This is a genomic window from Bradyrhizobium sp. (genome assembly GCF_022844465.1).
GTDB lineage: Bacteria > Pseudomonadota > Alphaproteobacteria > Rhizobiales > Xanthobacteraceae > Bradyrhizobium.
On record NZ_JALHLP010000001.1, the window covers coordinates 24,766 to 42,633 of the forward strand.

At 62.9% G+C, this 17,868-nt stretch carries 17 protein-coding genes; 15 read left to right on the plus strand and 2 right to left on the minus strand.

Going from position 1 to position 17,868, the window contains the following annotated elements; translation table 11 throughout:
• Position 1: 1 nt before the first annotated feature.
• The 11 genes from Q0D31_RS00110 to Q0D31_RS00160 all read left to right on the plus strand — a co-directional run bounded on the left by Q0D31_RS00110 (position 2) and on the right by Q0D31_RS00160 (position 10,981).
• Complete coding sequence (locus Q0D31_RS00110) at positions 2-961, plus strand: transketolase C-terminal domain-containing protein (RefSeq protein WP_291842037.1); 960 nt, start codon at positions 2-4, stop codon at positions 959-961.
• Positions 962-966: 5 nt separating this feature from the next.
• On the plus strand, positions 967-2,073 hold the full coding sequence (locus Q0D31_RS00115) for a DegT/DnrJ/EryC1/StrS family aminotransferase (RefSeq protein ID WP_291842038.1): 1,107 nt from the start codon (positions 967-969) through the stop codon (positions 2,071-2,073).
• The gene (locus tag Q0D31_RS00120; protein ID WP_291842039.1) at positions 2,063-3,181 is read left to right on the plus strand and encodes a DegT/DnrJ/EryC1/StrS family aminotransferase; all 1,119 of its coding nucleotides are present in this window, start codon (positions 2,063-2,065) and stop codon (positions 3,179-3,181) included. Before Q0D31_RS00115 ends, Q0D31_RS00120 begins: the two co-directional genes overlap by 11 nt.
• Positions 3,178-3,984, plus strand: coding sequence for a sporadic carbohydrate cluster 2OG-Fe(II) oxygenase (locus tag Q0D31_RS00125; protein ID WP_291842041.1), 807 nt, complete (start codon positions 3,178-3,180; stop codon positions 3,982-3,984). Before Q0D31_RS00120 ends, Q0D31_RS00125 begins: the two co-directional genes overlap by 4 nt.
• Positions 3,977-4,369, plus strand: a complete 393-nt coding sequence (locus Q0D31_RS00130; RefSeq protein WP_291842042.1) for an LIC12192 family sporadic carbohydrate cluster protein — start codon at positions 3,977-3,979, stop codon at positions 4,367-4,369. Before Q0D31_RS00125 ends, Q0D31_RS00130 begins: the two co-directional genes overlap by 8 nt.
• Positions 4,370-4,397: 28 nt before the next feature.
• Positions 4,398-5,063, plus strand: coding sequence for a class I SAM-dependent methyltransferase (locus Q0D31_RS00135; protein ID WP_291842043.1), 666 nt, complete (start codon positions 4,398-4,400; stop codon positions 5,061-5,063).
• Complete coding sequence (locus tag Q0D31_RS00140; RefSeq protein ID WP_291842044.1) at positions 5,041-5,637, plus strand: WbuC family cupin fold metalloprotein; 597 nt, start codon at positions 5,041-5,043, stop codon at positions 5,635-5,637. The genes Q0D31_RS00135 and Q0D31_RS00140 overlap by 23 nt, the downstream gene beginning before the upstream one ends.
• Positions 5,634-7,385: a hypothetical protein gene (locus tag Q0D31_RS00145; protein WP_291842045.1), complete on the plus strand. Its 1,752-nt coding sequence runs from the start codon at positions 5,634-5,636 to the stop codon at positions 7,383-7,385. Before Q0D31_RS00140 ends, Q0D31_RS00145 begins: the two co-directional genes overlap by 4 nt.
• A 119-nt stretch (positions 7,386-7,504) precedes the next feature.
• A complete protein-coding gene (locus Q0D31_RS00150; RefSeq protein ID WP_291842046.1) occupies positions 7,505-8,722 on the plus strand; it encodes a class I SAM-dependent methyltransferase in 1,218 nt (405 codons plus the stop codon).
• Positions 8,715-9,932 (plus strand): class I SAM-dependent methyltransferase, encoded by a 1,218-nt coding sequence (locus Q0D31_RS00155; RefSeq protein WP_291842047.1) that lies wholly within the window; start codon positions 8,715-8,717, stop codon positions 9,930-9,932. The genes Q0D31_RS00150 and Q0D31_RS00155 overlap by 8 nt, the downstream gene beginning before the upstream one ends.
• Positions 9,929-10,981, plus strand: a complete 1,053-nt coding sequence (locus Q0D31_RS00160) for a Gfo/Idh/MocA family oxidoreductase (protein ID WP_291842048.1) — start codon at positions 9,929-9,931, stop codon at positions 10,979-10,981. Before Q0D31_RS00155 ends, Q0D31_RS00160 begins: the two co-directional genes overlap by 4 nt.
• Before the next feature lie 23 nt (positions 10,982-11,004).
• Here Q0D31_RS00160 and Q0D31_RS00165 read toward each other — a convergent pair whose 3' ends face one another.
• Positions 11,005-12,675 carry a hypothetical protein gene (locus Q0D31_RS00165; protein WP_291842051.1) on the minus strand — a complete coding sequence of 557 codons (1,671 nt, stop codon included), beginning with the start codon at positions 12,673-12,675 and terminating at the stop codon, positions 11,005-11,007.
• Between the two features lie 160 nt (positions 12,676-12,835).
• On the opposite strand from Q0D31_RS00165, the gene Q0D31_RS00170 reads away from it, so the two are divergent.
• The 3 genes from Q0D31_RS00170 to Q0D31_RS00180 all read left to right on the plus strand — a co-directional run bounded on the left by Q0D31_RS00170 (position 12,836) and on the right by Q0D31_RS00180 (position 14,739).
• Entirely contained in the window at positions 12,836-13,342 is a 507-nt protein-coding gene (locus tag Q0D31_RS00170) for a hypothetical protein (RefSeq protein ID WP_291842053.1), read from the plus strand.
• A complete protein-coding gene (locus tag Q0D31_RS00175; protein ID WP_291842056.1) occupies positions 13,343-13,840 on the plus strand; it encodes a hypothetical protein in 498 nt (165 codons plus the stop codon).
• A gap of 134 nt (positions 13,841-13,974) precedes the next feature.
• A complete protein-coding gene (locus Q0D31_RS00180) occupies positions 13,975-14,739 on the plus strand; it encodes a glycosyltransferase family 2 protein (RefSeq protein ID WP_291842058.1) in 765 nt (254 codons plus the stop codon).
• A 257-nt stretch (positions 14,740-14,996) separates the two neighbouring features.
• On the opposite strand, the gene glmU is transcribed toward Q0D31_RS00180, so the two are convergent.
• The gene (glmU, locus tag Q0D31_RS00185) at positions 14,997-16,358 is read right to left on the minus strand and encodes a bifunctional UDP-N-acetylglucosamine diphosphorylase/glucosamine-1-phosphate N-acetyltransferase GlmU (RefSeq protein ID WP_291842060.1); all 1,362 of its coding nucleotides are present in this window, start codon (positions 16,356-16,358) and stop codon (positions 14,997-14,999) included.
• A gap of 219 nt (positions 16,359-16,577) precedes the next feature.
• Here glmU and Q0D31_RS00190 point away from each other — a divergent pair, with 219 nt between their 5' ends.
• Positions 16,578-17,786 (plus strand): hypothetical protein, encoded by a 1,209-nt coding sequence (locus Q0D31_RS00190; RefSeq protein ID WP_291842063.1) that lies wholly within the window; start codon positions 16,578-16,580, stop codon positions 17,784-17,786.
• Positions 17,787-17,868 lie beyond the last annotated feature (82 nt).

Genomic DNA, 17,868 nt, shown 5'->3' on the forward strand with positions numbered 1-17,868 from the left:
CATGCGCAACACCGCCATGAACATGGTCCACAAGCTGGCAGCGCGCGACGAGCGGGTGCTCTATATCGGCTCCGACCCGGGGGCCGGCACGCTGCGGGCGATGAGCAAGGAATTTCCGCGGCGGCATTTGATCGAAGGCATCTCGGAGGCCCACATCATCGGCATGTCGGCCGGCCTCGCGATGGAAGGCTACGTGCCCTATGTCAACACCATCGCCACCTTCCTCACCCGCCGCTGCTACGAGCAGGTGGCGGTTGACCTCTGCCTGCACAATCTGCCCGTGCGGCTGATCGCCAACGGCGGGGGCCTGGTTTATGCGCCGCTCGGGCCCACACATCAGGCGATCGAGGATATCGCGATCATGCGGGCGTTGCCGAACATGACCGTGGTATGCCCGGCTGACGCCGACGAGGCGGCGCGGCTGATGGAGCGGACGCTGGATTGGCCGGGGCCGATCTACATCCGCCTGGCGAAGGGCGGCGACCCCATCGTCTCCAATCCGGCGCACGGCTTTGAGATCGGCCGGGCGATCCTGATGCGGCCACCCGGCGACGTCCTGATGGTGACCACCGGCATCATGCTCCAGCGCGCCCTCGACGCCGCCGACCTGTTGGCGGCGCAGGGCGTCCGCGCCGGCATCCTGCACATGCATACGGTCAAGCCGCTGGATGTCGAAACGCTGCTCCAGGCAACCCGCGACACCCGGCTGGTGGTAACGCTGGAAGAACATGTGCCGTCGGGTGGCCTAGGCAGTGCTGTGATAGAGACCCTGATCGACAACCGGAGGACCGACCTGCCCGCCATGCTGCGGCTGTCGCTGCCCGACCGCTTCATGCACAATTACGGTTCGCAGGACAGCCTCCTGAAAAAACACGGGCTGGCGCCAAACTCGATCGCCGCGGCCATCGAGCGTTCCCTTGCCGCGCCGGCCGCACCCTCCCCTCAACTTCATTCAACGTGAGCGACATGTACGACGTCCGATATTCCTACCTGCTCGAGCAGTTCGCCGACCCGGCCCCGATCTTGGCCGAAATCGGCCGGCTGGTGGCGACCGGTGATTTCACCCTGGGCAAGCCGGTTGCCGAGTTCGAGCGGCGGTTTGCAGAACTGATCGGGACCCGGCACGCCATCGGGGTCGGCTCCGGCACCGACGCCCTGAAGCTGCCGCTGAAGGCCCTCGGCATCACCCACGGCGACGAAGTCATCACCGCCGCCAACACCTTCATCGCGACCGTCGGCGCGATCGCCGAAACCGGCGCGACGCCGGTGCTGGTCGACTGCGACGACTCCTTTTGCATGAACGTCGATCAGCTCGAGGCCGCCATCACGAAGAAGACCAAGGCGATCATGCCGGTGCAACTGACCGGCGACGTCGTCGACATGGTCAGGCTGATGGCGATTGCCGAACGCCATGGCATTCCGGTGGTCGAAGACGCCTGCCAGGGAATCCTGTCCGAATTTGCCGGAAAACGCTCCGGCACCTACGGCATCGCCGCCGGCTTCTCGCTGCATCCGCTGAAAAACCTCAACGTCTGGGGCGATGCCGGGGTGATCGTCACCAATGACGACGCCATGAACGAACGGCTACGGCTTATCCGCAATCACGGCATGAAGAACCGCGACGAGATCGCGATCCTCGGATGCAATTCCCGCCTCGATTCCGTCCAGGCCGTGGTCGGCAACTGGCTGGTGGGTCACACCGCCGAAATCACCCGGCGGCGGATCGAGAACGCCGCCTATTACGACGCCGGACTTGCCGACCTGCGCGCCTTGCGCATTCCGCCGCGTCGCACGAGTGTCCGGCACGTCTACCACCTCTACATGGTGTTTGCCGAGCGGCGCGACGAGCTCCACCAATACTGCCTGGACAATGGCGTCGAGGCCAAGATTCATTACCCGATCCCGTTGTACCAGCAGGAGGGACTGAAGCATCTCGGCTATGCGCCCGGTCGCTTTCCCGTCACGGACCGTCACGCGAGGGAAGTGATCAGCTTCCCCGTGGATCAGCATCTGACGCGCCGGCAGCAGGACCGGGTGCTCGACACCGTTCGGAAATTCTACCATGGACGCTGACACGGCCCTCAGGCGCATCGGCTACGTCGATCTTCCCGCGCAGTTCGAGGAAGAGCGCGCCGAGATCATGCAGGCCGTCGAGGGCGTGTTCCGGCGCGGCGATTTCATCGGCGGCGAGGCGGTCGGCAAGCTCGAGGCCGAGCTCTCCGCCTATCTCGGCTCGGCGCATGTGGTCACCCTCAATTCCGGCACCGATGCGCTGATCCTCGCCATGAGGGTCCTCGATATCGGCCCGGGCGACGAGGTGATCACGCCGCCGAACTCCTTCGTGGCGTCGACGGCCGCCGTGATTGCGGTCGGCGCCACGCCGGTCTTTGCCGATGTGCTGCCGGACCAGAATGTGGATCCGGCTGCGGTCGAAGCCGCCGTCACGCCACGGACCAGGGCGATCATGCCGGTACATCTGACCGGGCGAATGGCTGACATGAACCCGCTGATGGCGATCGCGCGAAAGCATTCCCTCGCAATCATCGAGGACAGCGCCCAGGCGGTGGGCTCCACCTACGACGGACGGATGAGCGGAACCATCGGGACGTTCGGTTGCTTCTCGGCGCATCCGCTGAAGAATCTGAACGCTGCCGGCGACGCCGGATTCGTCGTCACTGATGACGCCGGGCTCGCGGCCCGGATCCGGCGCCTCCGCAACCACGGACTGGTCAGCCGCAGCGACGTCCAGGAATGGGGGATGGTGTCGCGACTGGATACGCTGCAGGCCGAGGTGTTGCGCATTCGCCTGCGCCATCTTCCGTCGGTGATCGAACGCCGGCGGCGCAACGTCGCGCAATACCGCGCCTCGCTGGCGGGGTTGCCGCTTTTCGTCCCGCCCTGCCGCGACATCGAGTTCAACACCTTCCACACCTTTGTCGTCCAAACCGATCGCCGCGACGCGTTACAGAAATACCTGGCCGGCAAAGGGATCGAGACGGCGATCCACTATCCGGTGCCGATCCATCTGCAGCCGGCGGCAGCGCATCTCGGTCACCGCCTCGGGGCCTTCCCCGTGACCGAGCGCCAGTCCAGGAGCATCCTGACCTTGCCCGTGAACCAGTTCCTGTCGGCCGCCGACATCAGCTATATCTGCGCCAGCGTGCGGGAGTTTTTTGCATGACCGAGACGGCTTTTCTGCAGCCGGCCGAACAGGACCTGGCTGACCGCTTCGTCAACGAAGGCTTTGTCACCACTCCGGCCGATGATCGCGCCGGGCTCGACCGCATTCAGCGCCGCGCCGCGGAACTTGCGGCCGACTATCTGCGCCTGCCGCATTCCAACGACCCCCATGGCTTCCTTGATAGCATTCACACCAGGGTGAAACCGGAAGACCTCAACGGGCTGCGGATGCACGTGATCACGGGGCTCAATGCCGAGCCCTGGCTCCGCCCCGCCTATTTCCGTCTGGCCCGCTCAGCCATCGAGACCATCGTCGGCAATGAACTCTGCATGCAGCGGCGGATCAACCTCAGCATCCAGTTGCCCGCCGACGACAGCTCGCTGCTGGCCACGCACTCCGATGTCTGGTCCGGCGATTCCCCGTTTGAGGTGGTGGTCTGGGTGCCGCTGGTCGACGTCTTCCGCACCAAATCGATGTACCTGCTGCCGCCCTCGGTGAACGGCGAAATGCAGGATCGCATGGCCAGTCTGCGCAGCGCCGAAGAGCTGTACAGGACCATCAAGCCGCATCTGGTCTGGATGGATATCCCCTACGGCCATGTCATGGTCTTCAACCAGACCCTGATGCACGGCAATCGCGTCAACGAGGAAGCCGGAACCCGCTGGAGCATGAACTGCCGGTTCAAGAGCGTCATGTCGCCTTATGCCGACAAGCGTTTCGGCGAGTTTTTCGAGCCGATCTCGCTGCGCCCGGCGACGCGGATCGGAATGCAATACAAGCTGCCGGGTGGCTTCAATGGCTGAACGAGCAGGCCATCGCGGCTATATCGGCGCCCGGCCGCTGAACGGCAGCCGGACGCCGCAGCATGTGCAGAACATCGTCATCCGCGACTATGCGCGCCGGAAGAACCTGCACTATCTCCTGAGCGCCGCCGAGCACACGATGCCCGGCAGCTACATGATCCTAGAGGACATCCTCGACGAACTGCCGGGGTTGAAGGGCATCATCTGCTACAGCATCTTCATGCTGCCGCCGGACGAGAGCCGGCGTCGGGCGATCTACGATCGTGTGCTGCGCCAGGGCTGCGACCTGCATGCCGCCGTGGAGGAGATCGCGATCGCATCGCAAGCCGACATCCAGGCGGTCGAGGACATCCTGCTCGTCAACAAATACGCGACCATCCTGTGATGACGGCGCCGCGGGCGGATCAGCTGTTATGACCGAGATCAACCTCGTCCAGTCGATGCATGCCTCCACCAGGCGAAACTACGTCCAGCGCGTGGTCGAGCATGACAAGGCGGAGTCCGCCGCCGTGGCGCGCCAGTGGGGCCGCGACTACTGGGACGGCGAGCGGCGCTATGGCTATGGCGGCTATCAATATGACGGCAGGTGGCGGCCGCTGGCCGAGACCCTGGTGGATCGCTACGGCATCAAGGCCGGCATGAGCGTGCTCGACGTCGGATGCGGCAAGGGCTATTTGCTCTATGAGTTTACCCAGATCGTTCCTGATCTGCGCGTCGCCGGCATCGACATTTCGCAATACGGCATCGACAACGCCAAGCCGGAGGTCCGGCCGTTCCTGAAGGTGGGCAACGCGACCGACTTGCCCTATCCCGATCACAGCTTCGATCTCGTGGTCTCGCTGGGGGTGCTGCACAACCTTCCGCTCGAAGAGGTGTTCCGCGCGGTCGCGGAAATCGAACGGGTCGGTCGCGGCGCTTCAAAATACCTGATGGTGGAATCGTTCCGGAACGAACGCGAAAAGGCCAACCTGCTTTACTGGCAACTGACCTGCCTCAGCTTCCACAGTCCCGAGACCTGGGCGTGGATCTACGACAAATGCGGATACACGGGCGACCATGGCTTCATCTTTTTCGAATGAACCGGCCGGCATGCGGCGACGGCCGCTGCTGCGCGCCCAGAACGCCGAGGTCTACTACTCGGACGCGGCGATCGTCACCGCCGATGACGCCACCATCGCGGAATTGAAGCGGATCGCCGCCCAAAATCCGCGCCGGCGCAGCCGGCTCTGCACCCACCCCGATCCCTCCGCCGGCCTGCACGAAATGCTGATCGTGCATCATCGGGACGCCTATGTGCGCCCGCACAAGCATTTCGGCAAACCGGAGTCGTTTCATCTGATCGAGGGCACCGCGCGCGTCGTGATATTCGAGGACGACGGTCGGATCCGCGACGTGCTCGACATGGCGCCCTACGGCGCCGGCAAGCTCTGCTATTACCGGATGCCCGACGAGGTGTTTCACACCATCCTGATCACCTCCGAGTGGCTGGTGTTTCACGAGACCACCGCCGGCCCGTTCGATCCCGCCCGCACGGCCTTTCCGGACTGGGCGCCTGACGGCAGCGATGAGGCCGGGGTGAAGGGCTATATCGAACGGGTGGGGGCGCTCGCGGCCGCTCTCAAGACGGACGGGCGGCGAGATCGTCGCCCATGATCGATGTGGCACGATCGACGGACATCACGGAAGCCTCACACACGCAGAACGCCAATTCATCGGCGCGGTCGGGAATCGCCTATGTCTGGGTTGCTGGAGCCCTCGCCGTTCTCGCCAGCGCTCCGGCCTTGTTCGCTCGCCAGATATTCGGCGACGACTGGAGCGTTTACTACGTCTATTGGACCGAGGGTACGGCAGGCCTCGCCCGCGTGATGTGGGAGGCCGCCCATGGCGGCTACACCGTTCCGATGTGGCTGTCTGTTGCGCTTTTGCCGAACATGCCGGAACTCGCCGCGCGCATCGGGGGACTGGCGTGCCATGTCGTCAACGGCGCACTGCTCTACCGCGCCCTGAGCCTGTCGCCGCATACCCGGCCGATCGCGGCGCTTTCCACCGCGCTTTTCCTGGTCAGCCCGTTCTATGTGATCCGCCTGACGCTCAACGCCGTCTATGATTTCTTCCTGGTTTTTTACTTACTATCGCTCGTGCTGATGAACGCGCGAGCGCGTCTGCTGAGATGGATCGCGCCGGCCTGCCTCTTCTTCTCGCTTTCCTTGGAAACATTGGTCGCCCTCGAACCGCTCCGCCTGCTGCTGGCCTGGCGCACGGGGGAGAGATGGACGGCTTGGGCTGCGAGGCTTTTTCCGTTTGGGCTGGTGATACTGGCTGTTATTGCGCTGCGCCTCACCATCATGGGAAAGAGCGCCCACTACGCCGGTCAATATGCGCCCATCGCCGACATCAATGTCATCGTATCTACGCTGGCAAGTCATCTCCGCGCGTTTCCTCGCGCCGTGTCCTTTGCCTACCAATATGCTTTCGCGTTCTCGGGCCAAGCGATCGCGCTGCTACTGATGGCCATGGCGACGGCAGTTTTCGGCCTGTTCGGGACAGGTTTGTTTCAGACCAAACGATTGCTGGAAACCCGCAAATCGGTCGGCAACGCGCTTGTCCTGCTGGCGCTTGGGGCGGCCATCGCCGTGATTGGCGCCCTTCCCTATGCGCTGGCCGGCATCTACGGCGACGTCACGCGTGGCGAATCGAGATTGCTGTTTCCTTCGCAGTTCGGCATTCTGCTGCTTCTGGCGACTGCCATTCAATGCGTCCCGACTGTGCGGGTACGTGCGGCGGTCGCCGGCGGCGCCCTCGTTCTGTTTGCGCTGTCGATGGCCCACGACGCAAAGTGGCTGCTGTATGATGGCCTCGTCACCACCGACCTTCAGCGCCAGTCGCGGGCAGCACTGCTCGCGGGTTCCGAACCCAAACTTGTCATGCTGCGATTTGCTGAAAGCAAGCCTCTTTTCTACCGGCACCGCTGCCTCGGCGCGAGCGACATGAATGTCGCCCAAGAGATGTTGCGAGACGAGACGCGCGAGCGCTCTTTCATTTACACCGATAACTGCGGCGACTTTACCAATCCCGATATTGTTCCGCGCGGCCGCTGTCCCATTTCGTATCTCGACGGTTTTTCCTGCCCGGCACAACGCGAGACGTGGCTCTACCGCGCAGCGCCCGGCATTCCCCCGCTTGCTGAAATTGGCATGGTCGAATTGCTTCGAGCGGTGCTGGATAGATCGCCATCCGCTACCGGAGGCCGCGGTGAACTCTTGAAGCTCACGGGTGATCAGTCCTTGCCGCTGGTGAGGGCCGAGTATAAGCCTCCATGCGGCCGCGGAGGCGCACAAGCCTTACTCTGGCTGCTGGCGATTCCGTCGCCGAATTGCGACGAAAGCAAAGCCAAGGACTGAAACTTATCAATTGTGGCACTGAATATGACAATGTACCCTCGACTACATTCTTGCGTCGTTCTTCTAATGCGCTCGGGTCGGCCTTTCTTCCGACCCCGTTCCTGAAGCGAGTCCAAGCCGTGCCCGAACATTGCCGTCTTTGCCATTCGACCGATCTACGGATGGTCATAGATCTTCGCGACATGCCCATTGCGCACCGCCTTTTGCACAGGAAGGACGAAGAAGAGGAACGTTTTCCCTTCGAAGTGCTGGCCTGTACTAGTTGCGGCCTTCCACAGATCGCGAAGCCGATCGATCCCAATATTCTCTACCGCCAGTTCAACTACAACTTCAGCAGCTGGAAGCCGGAGCCGCATCAGGCCGACGAACTCGATACCATCGCGCAGTTCACCAAGCATCATTCGGTGTTCGAGATCGGTTGTAACGACGGGCTCTTCATGGACAAACTTCGCGAGCGTGGCGCGAAGGTTCTGGTCGGCGTCGAACCCAATCCGGTCTCGGGAAAAATTGCGCGCGAGCGCGGCATCCATGTCTATTCGGACATGGTGAGCCCGACTTTGTGCCGCGACGCTGTCCGGCATAACGGACAGTTCGATCTCGTGATCGCGCGCCAGGTACTCGAGCACATCGTCGATTTCGAGAACTTCTTTGAGTGCGTCAAGCTGGCCTTGCGTGACGATGGCCTGCTGTTCATCGACGTGCCGGACTTTGCCCCCGGCTCTGCGGTCGGAGACCTCTCTGTCCTCTGGGAGGAGCACGTCAGCTACTTCACCGAGCCAACCCTGCTCGCGCTACTCGCGCGTCACGGCTTCGAGGCGGTTTCCGTGAAGAAGTACAATTTCAGCGGCGGCACCCTCGCCGTCGCGGCTCGCCGCGCAGCAACGGAGGTGTCGGCACCGTTAGCATCCACAGGAGTCGGCGAGCGATTTGGACAGCGTGCCAGGGAGTACGGTGCGCGCCTTCGACCTGCACTTGAGCGGTTGCGCGACAACGGTATGCAGATCGCGATTTACGGCGCAGGTTGCCGCGCCTGCACCTTCACCAACGCGCACGAGTTGGCTGAACTGATCGAGCTTTCGATTGATGACCAGAAGGAACGTCAGGGCCTGTTCTTGCCGGGCACCCGCATCCCGATCAAGCCGCCGGAGGAACTCCGCGGCAAGTCCGCGCCGCTCGTCTGTTTGCTTGCGGTGAATCAGGAGAATGAAGCCCAGGTGAGTGCCCGCCTGCGCGAAAGCCTGAAGCGACCGCTACACATTGTTTCGATTTTTGCGCCATCCGATATCTGGCGCGAGCTTGATCAGCTTGAGGCGACATCAGGTCATCGGAATGGCTGACGACAAGCTTTTTCAGTACTACGAGCGCCAGGACGTTCTACCGACGTTCGGGAACTTCAAGTCACCGGCCGAACTCGATGCCTACGCCGCCCAGCGACGGGAGCTGTTTTCAGGCAAGCTGATGCTGCCGCCGCGGCTGTTTCGCGATGCCGAGGTGCTGGAGTTCGGTCCCGATTCCGGCGAGAACGCCATGGTGTTTGCGCGCTGGGGGGCCGGGATGACGCTGGCGGAGCCCAACCAGCAAGCGCACTCCAAGATTCAGAGCTACTTCGCGCGATTCTGTCTCTCGGACCGCCTGCGCGAGTTGACCTTGGCCGATGTGGAAGGGTTTCGCAGCGACCGTCGCTTCGACGTCGTCGATGCCGAGGGATTCATCTATACTATTCAACCCTCGGAAAAGTGGCTGCGCGTCTTTCGCCAGTTGCTCAACGCCGATGGCCATGCTGTCGTGTCCTATTACGAGCGCTATGGCGGCTTTTTCGAGCTCGCGCTGAAGGCAATTCACGCGGCTGGCAAGGCGCTGACGGGTCGGCCTCCACTTGAAGCGGCAACACTCCTGTTTGAATCGAAGTGGGAAAGCATTCCACATACCCGCAGCTTCGGGTCATGGGTGATGGACGTGCTGGAAAACCCCTTTGTCCGCCACCGTTACTTCATCGATGCCACAGAACTGTGCCAGGCAGCAGATCGGTTCGGCTTCGATTCCCACGCGGCGTGGCCTTCCTATAACGATACGCTCGACCTCTATTGGCACAAGAAGGTTCTTCCGTCCGACGAGAAGTTGCGCCGCACGCTCCGCCATCTCCGGCGCAGCCGGTTGAGCTTTCTCGGGGGATGCAAGCTTTATCTGGTCGGTCAGGCCGAAGAAGTGGATTCAATATCCTCCGCGATCGAACGCCTGATTTTCGACATGGATGCGTTGATTGACGATCCATTCGGCGACGGCCTGACACGCGTCATTTCCGGCCTGGAATCTCTGCGGAAGACAGTCGCGGCCACCGCCATTCTTGCCGACGACGAGGCCGAGATCGAAACTTTCAGCGCGACGCTCGATAGTTTCTTCCGGGTATTCAGCGCGATCCGAGCGCGCGATACCGCCGGCCTGACGGCCCTCACTCGGACCGATGCAGCCTTCATCAATTGCTGGGGACTGCCGGCGCATTTTCTCGTCCTGCGAAAACGCCCCGAACCTGTGCGAGCGGAGAGTTGACGCCCGGGATCGCCATCGTCGGCATGGGCATGGTCGGCCAGATGTGCCACCTCGCCAACTTCGTTTCCAATCCCGCCTGCCGGGTCGTCGCCATAGCCGACCTGCGTCCCGAGTTGGCCGCCGCCGCTGCCGCGAAGTTCGGCGTCTCCAGGGTTTACCGCACCCACCGGGAGCTGCTGGAGGACCTCGACGTGTCAGGCGTGGTCGTCGTCACGCGTCGCCGCGCCACCGGGCCAATTGTGCTGGACGCCCTCGACAGCGGCCGCCACGTGCTGTCGGAGAAGCCGATGGCCTATACCACCGCGCAAGCCAGGATGCTGGTGGACGCCGCGAAAAAACGAAATCTGATTTACAGCGTCGGCTACATGAAACGTCATGACGCCGGCGTGGCGCGCGCCGTAGCGCTCTTGCGGCAGCTTCGCGCGACCGGCTCATTTGGTCGCGCGGTGAGCGCGCGGGCCTGGTGCTTCGCAGGCGACACCGGCGGCAGCCGCGACAATTTCGTGATGACCCCTGAAGCGCGTCCCGACGGCATCGAGCTTTGGCCGGATGGGCCGGACTGGATGTCGGTCGCACTGCGGCCGGGCTATGATAATTTCCTGAATGTCTTCAGTCATATCATCAATCTGGCGCGCTACATGTTCGGCGCCTCGCCCTCGGTTCTGACAAGCAATGTCGGGCCTGACGGTCTGGGGACCTTCATCCTGGATTTCGACGGCGTCACCTGCTCCTTTGAACTCGGCAACGAGGCCGCCGGCGTCTGGCGGGAGGGACTGTCGCTCAGTTTCGAACGAGGGAGCGTGACGCTAGAATTGCCGCCACCCTTTGCCGAAGAGGAAGCGCGGGTCACGGTCGATGACAGTGGACGCATCTCGCATTTGCCGCATGAGTCCAGCTGGGCCTTTCGGCGTCAGGCCGAAGCCTTCGTCTCCGATATCGTGAACCACGCCAAGCCCCGGGCGTCCGGCGAGGATTCCGCCGTCGATATTGCGCTGGCAGAGATGATCTGGAGGCGGCTGGCAGAAGGAAGCAAGCATCCATTGACGTAGTTGAATCCCGAAACCTTGGTTGATTATTTCGCGCGATCGAGTTGCGTTATTCCGGCGATCGGTCCCTCCTCGACCGTCAGCAGCGCGAGTTGCCCCAGAAATGCCGAGACATCGCAGCGAGCCAGCAGCCGGCACCCGTAATAGCGTCGCACCAGGGACAGGTTCGACGCCGCTGCCGGCCCCGGCTGGAACAAGATGGTCGCCTGCGGACCGGTGGGATCGATATGGCGAAATGCGCTGCCGTCGGCCGTTTGAGCCCCTTTCATTTCCTGCAGGATGCTGGGCCGCTCCGCCTGCTGACTGAATCCCAGATAGGCTCGATTGCCCCAGGCGAGCCGGAGCATTCCCGACACTTCCGGAATGCCGAACGTCGCATGGCGTGACGGGAAACTGACGAAGCCGTCGTTGACACTGAAGACCGTTGCCGCCGGCTTCGCCATGGCAGCGAGGCCGCGGGTGAACGCTTCCTGCTTCAGCGCCCTCGCCTGCAAGAAAACATACCCGTCCCACAACGTCGCCATCGACAGGATCGATGCCAGCCCGAAAACGACAGCGAAAGCCGCGTGCTCGTCAACCCACATCTGCGCCTGCCGCTTGAGCCAGAGAAGGCTCAGCGCCGACGGTACTCCGAACATCAGCAGGTGCCTGCTTTCGTAGAAATGATTCGACGCCTGAAGACCGGCGACGAGATAGGGCAGCGACAACGCCAGGAAAACGCCGACGCAAAGCAACAGCGGCAGCGCTGCTGACTTTGCCGGCCTACTGGTTTGCCTCCGTATCGGACCAATCAGAAAGAAGCCGACCGTGATCAAGACGGCCGCCACGGCCAACGCTAGCGTGTTGGCAGCCGCCGCCCGCGCGGCGCTTGTCAGAACATCCCTGTAGCCGGCCAGAAAGAAGCTTCGCCAACCGTCCATCAACTCCGCAAGCGCTGGAAGATGGGCGTTGTAGTGGCCGGTATAGACGCCCACCCGTGGAAACCAGATATTGAGGGCGCCCCAGTAAACCAGTGGAAGCACGATCAGGTCAGGATACTTGGCTCCGTACTGCCACACGGACCGCAGCGCGCGCGGGATCGGGCGGTGCCCGGTGTTGCTGCGCCATGTCGCAATGAAGACTCCTGCCATCATGAAGGCGTACAGCACCATCGTCGAATTGAGCGCGAAGCTCAAAAGAAACAGCATCAGGGCTGCGATACGAAGCAGGACATGTCGTGCGCCGGATGCGGCGAAGGCGAGCATCAATATCCATCCGCCGACGAACAGCAGGCCGAAACTGAAGACGTAGAGAGCATTCGCCTTGCCCGCCCAAAGCTGATAGCCGGGATAAGTCCAGACGATCAGCGCAAATCCTGTCGCCTCGGACAGGGTCAGCAGCCGGAGTCGCGTCGCCGATCGCATCAGGCAGACGGCTCCGGCACAGATGCCCGTCAACGCCAGTACCTTCATCACCAGGATCGGCTCGCCCGTCAGATTGGCGAGATAGTAGTAGCTGAAGAAAACCGGATGACCCGCGCCGTTCAACAGGAAGTCGATATCAACCGCGTAGTCCGGACGCGGCATCAGGACGAGCCAGTCGTCCATGAACAGCGCATCGTTCAGCATCATCGGTGCATGGGCGGCCAGCAGCAGGACCAGAAGAATGACGATAGCGCGAATCGAAGAGGGCGTTTCGGGGCCGCTGAGAGAAATCATTCTTGCTCCTTGACGGAGTGGAAACTGTCACGCCCAACAAGCCGGAGCAATGCCGCCGACACTCTGCCCCAGGATGATTGACCAGAAAAACGCAAGCTCATATAGACGGAGGTTTCCGGAGGGCGCATTAAGCGTCATGGTCGGCTTGGTGACTCCAGCAATGAACTTCTTACCCGGGCCGGCGCAAACGGCCGCGATCTGCCTTGGCATCGCGCTACCGCTGCTGCTGCTCTGTTACGCGCGCATCCCCGGCATTCGCGGCGCCGGCAGCCGTTTTCGAATCGGCTGCGCCACAGCAGCGGCGCTTTTTGCGATCGCGTGCGCCGTCTTGCCTGGCGAACGCCGCATCGACGACGTTGCCGGCGGCATCCTGCTTCTGGCGACGGCCATGCTGCTGGTCTATGTGTTCTGGGGCTTGCTGGCCTGGGGATTTACGCTGACGCTGCTGACCACGCTCGCACAGGCCGGGCGGCCTCTCACCGAGGAGCAATGGGCCGCCGCCTACACGCAGGGCGGAGATATCGGCAAGTTTGCCCGCAACCGGCTGAAGCTGCTGCTCGGGTCGGGAATGGTTGCCGTCACAGGCGACACCATTGCCGCGACATCCAGCGGCATGGCGATCGCCCGCCTCGCCAGGCTGGTGCGGCTCGCGACGGGGCTGCGCTAGATGATGTCGTTTGTTGTGGGGATCGCGGGCGTGGCCGTATTCTCAGTCCTGGCCCGCGTCATGCAATCGGCGGCGCGGGGAACGTCCCCGGTGGCGATCCTCGCGATCGCAGCCATCCTTTCGCATCTGGCGAGCGTGGCACTCGGCATCATCTACGTGCCACAATTCCAGTACTGGAGTGCCGCTTCCATCTTCAGCTTTGGCGTGATGAGTTACGTCTTTGTGTTTGGCGCCGTTTATAAATCGGTCTCTCTGGAAGTCTTGCTCGCTGTCGCCGGCCACCCCGACCGCGCGGTTCCGCTGCCATACATCGTGGGGCATCAAGTCCCCGAAATTTTTCGAGGGCGGATCCAGATCCTGATCGAATCCGGTCTCGTCGAGCAAATCGGCTCCACATTTGCGGCGACCGCGGCCGGTGAAAGGCTCGCTGCCCGCATCGCGCGTCTGCGCCGGATGTTTGCGATCGGCGACAGCGGCCTGTACGATTTTCCTGACTGAGCACCGACAGGAAAACGCTTGGATTTCAAGTACGTGTCCTCTCTTAGCTTTGGACACGCGTCGGCGCGGTCTTGTCTAGTCCACTGCAATGACGTAGAGCTTCGACACCGACTCTCGCGCTGCAGGAACAGGGCATGGTGTCAACTCCCAAGCCGGACAAAAGACTCACCATCGTCGTTCCGGCCCTCAATGAAGAGGACAGCATCGCTGACACCGTACGCGGTATCCTGCCGCTCGCGCGCGATCTGCTTGACGATTTCGAGATCTTCCTGGTCGATGACGGCAGCACCGATGCGACCGGATCGATCATGGACCGTTTCGCAGCCAATGATCCCAGGATCAACGTCATCCATCATTCGGAACGTCAAGGTGTTGGCGCTGCCTTTGAAACTGCGCTCAAGCGTGCAAGGTTCGATTTGATCACGCTGATCCCCGGCGATCATGCCTTTCAAGACGAGGGCATCGCCAGGATGTTCAGGGCGGCCGGGTCCGCCAACATCGTGGTCACCTACCGCGACAACCAGTCGAACCGGTCACTCAACCGCGCATTTCAGTCGCATTCGCTGCGGTTTATTCTGAATTGCCTGTTCGGCTTCTGGTTGGTCGACTACCACAGCATGATCGTCTATCCGGTGAAATGGCTGCGACAGGTCACCGTCAAGGCCGACGGCTATGGCTATCAGATCTGCGCGTTGATCTCGCTGCTGCAGCTCGGCCTGAGCTATGTCCAGGTTCCCGTGAGCCTGAACGCGGAGCTGAAGGGTTCCTCACGTGCGCTGCGTCCGCACACCTATCTTGACCTCGGCCTCACGATCGTCTCCCTGCTCCGTCGCGTTCCGATCCGACATGTTGATGTCAGCCAGGTTCCCGCAGACGTCGAACAGACTTTGGCGCGCTAGGTTTCCGGCGATCTGACGGCCGGGCGCTTGCGCAGCCGCGGCATGCTGCCTGGCGGGTATGCCGGCCTGCCCCATGGTCCCTCGCGTGGATCACCAACGGACTCGGGGAATAACCCATCCACCGTCATTTGCCCGTCGTGTCAAAAATGTCGCACGCGATCGCTTAAGGCATCGATTCCAGCGATACTAGGCTACTGTGCATGGGGTTGTTTTCGAAATTTTCTGCCTAGGTCCGTGCGACGAGCGCGGGCCTGCGCCTATCCCTCCTTCGGCGTCGCCTTGGCCTTCGTCTTCATCTCGCGGTAGCGCTTGGCTCCGCCCTCGCGGGTGGTTTGCTCGCCGCGCTCCACCGCCATCGCGTCATCGGGCACGTCCCTGGTGATGACGGAGCCCGAACCGATATAGGCGCCCTCGCCGATCTTGACCGGGGCTACCAGCGAGGAATTGGAGCCGACGAACGCGCCCTTGCCGATCAGTGTCTTGTGCTTGGCGAAACCGTCATAGTTGCAGATGATGGTGCCCGCGCCGAGATTGGCATTGGCGCCGACATCGGCGTCGCCGACATAGGAGAGATGGTTGATCTTGACGCCGGTCCCGAGCGTCACGGCCTTGGTTTCCACGAAGTTGCCGATCTTCACGCCGTCGCCGAGCGAGGAGCCGGGCCGCAGCCTTGCAAAGGGCCCGACCGACGCCTTCTTGCCGATCGAGGCCTGCACCAGGTGCGAGAACGAACGGATCACCGCGCCGTCGGCGATCGTGACGCCGGGACCGATCACCACAAAGGGCTCGATCGTGACGTCGTTGCCGAATTTGGTATCGGCGGCGAGATAGACCGTATCGGGCGCAATCAGCGTCACGCCGGCATCGAGCGCCGCCTGGCGCAACCTCGCCTGCATCACCTGCTCGGCCTCCGCGAGCTGGGCCTTGGTGTTGATGCCGCGCACTTCGTCCTCGCTGGTTTCGATCACGACGGCCTCCAAGCCCATGTCCCTGACAATAGCGACGGCATCGACGAGATAATACTCGCCCTTGCTGTTGGTGTTCCCGATCCGATCCAGGATCTCCAGCGCGCGGTGGCCATCGAAGGCCATGACGCCGGCATTGCATAGCGTGACCTGGCGCTCCTCGTCGCTGGCGTCGGCATGCTCGCGGATCGCCGCCAGGCGGCCGCCATCGAGCAGCAGCCGGCCATAGCCGGTCGGGTCGTTGGCCTGGAAGCCCAGCACGACGAGCGCGGCCCCTTGTTGCAGCGGAGCGCGCAGCCGCTCGAGTGTTGCTGCCGATATCAGCGGGGTGTCACCGAACGCGACCAGCAAGTCGTCGGCCCCGCGCGCGATGGCGGCGCGGGCCGCCAGCACCGCGTGCGCCGTGCCCAGGCGCTCGGTCTGGACGAAGGTGGCGGCGTCGGGGCGGACGCGCCTGGCTTCGTCGGCAACCGCCTCGTGGTCCGGACCGACCACGACCGCCAGCCTCGCCCCGGCGTCTTGCGGGGAAGCGGCCAGCACATGGGCCAGCAGCGACCGGCCGGCGACGGGGTGCATGACTTTCGGCAGCGAGGAGCGCATCCGCGTTCCCTCGCCCGCCGCAAGCACCACAGTCAGGCTGGATCGGTCGATCATTCTTTTCCTTCAGCGAGCCCCGGCCGGCCGTCTTTAATAGTTTTCCCCTGGAGATCAAACCGATTCGCTCTCGCGGAACGGTCCGAATTTAAGGCAAGCTTGGATTTCCTGTTAATGTTTGTGGTCTGATTCGGGTGGCCTGAAGGGGGTCAAGGACGCTTGGCCAAGAATCCAAACCATCTCGCGAGCGGCCTCGACACGGATGACGCCGGTGGAGTCATGAGCGGTCTATTGGCCGAGGAAGACGAATTCGACCGCCGCACCCTGTGGCGCGTCGGATCGTGGGGCGTCGGCGCGACCACCGCCGTGATTCTGGCCGTGATGGCCAACCAGTCGTCGTTCGGCGCCAAGCGCGATCCCCTGATCGCGATCGATCAGACCCGGCAGACCCAGCAAATTCAGTTGGAGGCCAAGGAGGCCCAGAACGAAGCGCGACGGCTCGCTTCCGCCATTGAAACGCTCAACAGCGATCGGGATCGGCTGTATTCTCGTGTCACCAGCCTGGAACAGGGGCTCGACTCCGTCACCGGAAACGTTGCCCGACAGAATTCTCCCGCGAATTCCGGACCCCAGTCCAGCCAGGTTTCGACACCGGCCCCGGCGGTGGCGGCGGTCACGGCCACCCCCGCCGCGCCGGCGATCGCCGACAAGCCACTGACCGCAACCGCCATGGATCTGAGCCTGGCCCCGGTCGCAAAGGATACCGCCAAGTCCGAACCCAGCCGGCCCGAACCACCCCGTCCGGAAGCCGCGAAAACCGAAGCAGCTGGAGCCGAGCCGGCAAAGATAGATACCGTAAGGTCTGCCGTCGCGAAGGCAGAGACCGCGAAGATCCCGCCTGCCCCGCTGGCAACGCAATCGGTCCTGGCCCCGACCGATTCCGCGGTCGGACAATCGATCGAGCCGAGCAAGGCGTTAGCTACGGTTGTTGCGCGCCCGATCCCGGAGGTCGTGGCCCTGGCCCCGACCGAAGGCGACGCAGACCCGGACGAAGCCGGCTCGCCAAGGATCGCCCTGCAGCGAACAGAATTCGGCGTTGACCTTGGCAGCGCCAATTCGGTCAACGGCCTGCGCGCGCTCTGGCGTGGGCTGCTGAAATCGAAATCGAACACGCCGTTGACCGGGCTCCGCCCGATCATTGTCGTCAAGGAAGGCACCAACGGCCTTGGCATGCAGCTTCGGCTGGTGGCGGGTCCGTTGAACGACGCGGGCGCCGCCGCCAGGATTTGCGCGGTGCTGGCCGAGAACAAGCGCGGCTGCGAAACTGCGATTTTCGACGGCCAGCGGCTGTCGGAGGATCCGCCGGCGACGCCGCGGCTCACCCAGCGCGGGCGTGGCGCGGCCAAGCGGGCGGCGATCGCCGACGAGGCGGCGAAGAAGCCGGAACCGCCCACCGCAACAGTGTCGCTCTTCGGCAAGAGGAACTAGCGGGAGTGGATGGAATACCGGGGTTTATGATCGCTTGTTGACCCGCACAGCCGGTATCGGCAACTTGTCCTGAACCGCAATC

What these genes read in the sequence shown, in the direction of transcription:
- Q0D31_RS00110 (WP_291842037.1), top strand. Translation starts at nt 2, where the DNA reads ATGCGCAACACCGCCATGAACATGGTCCACAAGCTGGCAGCGCGCGAC.
- Q0D31_RS00115 (WP_291842038.1), top strand. Translation starts at nt 967, where the DNA reads ATGTACGACGTCCGATATTCCTACCTGCTCGAGCAGTTCGCCGACCCG.
- Q0D31_RS00120 (WP_291842039.1), top strand. Translation starts at nt 2,063, where the DNA reads ATGGACGCTGACACGGCCCTCAGGCGCATCGGCTACGTCGATCTTCCC.
- Q0D31_RS00125 (WP_291842041.1), top strand. Translation starts at nt 3,178, where the DNA reads ATGACCGAGACGGCTTTTCTGCAGCCGGCCGAACAGGACCTGGCTGAC.
- Q0D31_RS00130 (WP_291842042.1), top strand. Translation starts at nt 3,977, where the DNA reads ATGGCTGAACGAGCAGGCCATCGCGGCTATATCGGCGCCCGGCCGCTG.
- Q0D31_RS00135 (WP_291842043.1), top strand. Translation starts at nt 4,398, where the DNA reads ATGACCGAGATCAACCTCGTCCAGTCGATGCATGCCTCCACCAGGCGA.
- Q0D31_RS00140 (WP_291842044.1), top strand. Translation starts at nt 5,041, where the DNA reads ATGGCTTCATCTTTTTCGAATGAACCGGCCGGCATGCGGCGACGGCCG.
- Q0D31_RS00145 (WP_291842045.1), top strand. Translation starts at nt 5,634, where the DNA reads ATGATCGATGTGGCACGATCGACGGACATCACGGAAGCCTCACACACG.
- Q0D31_RS00155 (WP_291842047.1), top strand. Translation starts at nt 8,715, where the DNA reads ATGGCTGACGACAAGCTTTTTCAGTACTACGAGCGCCAGGACGTTCTA.
- Q0D31_RS00165 (WP_291842051.1), bottom strand. Translation starts at nt 12,675, where the DNA reads ATGATTTCTCTCAGCGGCCCCGAAACGCCCTCTTCGATTCGCGCTATC.
- Q0D31_RS00170 (WP_291842053.1), top strand. Translation starts at nt 12,836, where the DNA reads ATGAACTTCTTACCCGGGCCGGCGCAAACGGCCGCGATCTGCCTTGGC.
- Q0D31_RS00175 (WP_291842056.1), top strand. Translation starts at nt 13,343, where the DNA reads ATGATGTCGTTTGTTGTGGGGATCGCGGGCGTGGCCGTATTCTCAGTC.
- Q0D31_RS00180 (WP_291842058.1), top strand. Translation starts at nt 13,975, where the DNA reads ATGGTGTCAACTCCCAAGCCGGACAAAAGACTCACCATCGTCGTTCCG.
- glmU (WP_291842060.1), bottom strand. Translation starts at nt 16,358, where the DNA reads ATGATCGACCGATCCAGCCTGACTGTGGTGCTTGCGGCGGGCGAGGGA.
- Q0D31_RS00190 (WP_291842063.1), top strand. Translation starts at nt 16,578, where the DNA reads ATGAGCGGTCTATTGGCCGAGGAAGACGAATTCGACCGCCGCACCCTG.